The 1,788-nt window shown below is 40.9% G+C and carries 2 protein-coding genes; both read right to left on the reverse strand.

Translation table 11 applies throughout. The features are described 5' to 3' along the window. Nucleotides 1–405 (reverse strand): leucine-rich repeat domain-containing protein (locus ACWATR_RS39790; protein ID WP_460345826.1); only part of this gene is annotated, 405 nt, incomplete at its 3' end. 619 nt (nt 406–1,024) lie between these two features. Beyond that, a complete protein-coding gene (locus ACWATR_RS39795) occupies nt 1,025–1,648 on the reverse strand; it encodes a Uma2 family endonuclease (RefSeq protein ID WP_460345829.1) in 624 nt (207 codons plus the stop codon). Nucleotides 1,649–1,788 lie beyond the last annotated feature (140 nt).

The following is a 1,788-nucleotide window of genomic DNA, read 5'->3' on the forward strand; positions in this document are numbered from 1 at the left end:
TTCTGGCAGCGTCGTTAATTGGTTGCCGCTTAAATTCAGGTTAGTGAGTTGTTGCAGGCTAGCGATCTCTTCTGGCAGCGTCGTTAATTGGTTGCCGCTTAAATTCAGGTTAGTGAGTTGTTGCAGGCTAGCGATCGCTTCTGGCAGTGTCGTTAATCGGTTGCGGCTTAAATTCAGGTAAGTGAGTTGTTGCAGGCGGGCGATCGCTTCTGGCAGTGTCGTTAATCGGTTGCGGCTTAAATTTAAAACCTCCAACCATTCCAGTTCAAAAACCTCAGCAGGAATCTCTGTTAATAATTTTTCCTTGTCATCAGTACCCCAATCATTGCTTAAATCTAATTCTTTAAGCTGTTTCTCTTTGGCTTCTCGGATTTTTTCAAGGAAACGTTGAGGCGTGTTTGCCATACTGAGGTTCACTTGTTAACGAAAATTATATGTAATGCCCCTGATTCGCTGGACAATTTCGCAACCACTAATATTTTGCACTAATCCCAACAACCACCACAGTTTAGAAACATATCGCTAATAGCGAAAGTCCTCTTAAGAGGGCTAAATTCTTTCCAGGGTTGGGTTTTAGTCCACATTGAGTGGACTTTGGGTATGAGAAAGCAAATTCGAGTTCCAGGCGGAGGTGGGTGTTAATTAAGAATGCTGCAAGATATCAAAGCAATTTACTATTCTGTGTATTACTACACGAGCGCTAATAATTTTTACTGAATCTAAAAATAATTTATCATTCCCAATGGTTCAGATTAGCTTGTCAACGAGTCTTTGATACTCATTAATGAGGCTCGGAACTCCGTTAATGAGTCTTTGATACTCGCGGACGAGTCTTTGATACTCGTGGATGAGTCTTTGATACTCGTGAATGAGTCTTTGACACTCGTGAATGAGTCTTTGACACTCGTGAATGAGTCTTTGATACTCGCCGATGAGTCTTTGATACTCGCCGATGAGTCTTTGATACTCGCCGATGAGTCTTTGATACTCGCGGACGAGTCTCTGATGGTTCTTTAGCCGTTTTTTACGCGACTTCTCCAGCCTGAAAAATCTGTTCAGCAGTTAAATTCAACTCTGGAAAGGCTGGCGATTGAATGCGATCACTTCCCCGAAATTGCCTAATTTGATACTCACCTTCAATTAGTTGGTAAATCGAGATAGTTGGTTGTTTAGGATTGCCAATAAACCGCCTACCTCCTAAACCTAGATAATCTACAATCCAATATTCAGGTATTCCAACCTCTTCATATTTACCTGCTTTGGTAAAATAGTCGTCGCGCCAGTTGGTACTTACCACCTCAATTACTAAAGGAATTGATGCCGCTTGGCTTACAGTAGATTCTTTTTTCCACAGAGGTTCATTTACTAAGTTAGAGTTATTCAACAACAGTACATCTGGTGAATAAGCTGCTTCGCTCTGAGCCGGTTTAATGAATGCTGTTTTGGGGATGAAATAAGGTAGTTTTAAACGTTTGTATTCTGTAACTATTTCCCCAACTAAAAATCCAACAATCTGTTCATGTTCACCTGTGGGAGGAGCCATTTCAATAATTACTCCGTCATGCAGTTCATAGCGTCGTTGTGAGTTTTCTGGATACCAGGCGATAAATTCATCAAATGTTACTTTTTTGGTTAAGGCTTGAGTCATACTTTGCCTCTTTGCTTTATGTCAAATTTGACTCCTTTCCAAACTTCTCCCCGACACAGGAAAGGGTTTTTTCTCGTTCTCAAGTTCTGCCAGGAATGCAGTACTTTAAGGCTTCTGTATTTTGTTAATTAGAATAAAGG

Source organism: Nostoc sp. UIC 10890, from assembly GCF_054786515.1.

Bases quoted from the DNA above. Each gene is read 5' to 3' on its own strand.
- ACWATR_RS39795 (WP_460345829.1), bottom strand. From the start codon at position 1,648: ATGACTCAAGCCTTAACCAAAAAAGTAACATTTGATGAATTTATCGCC.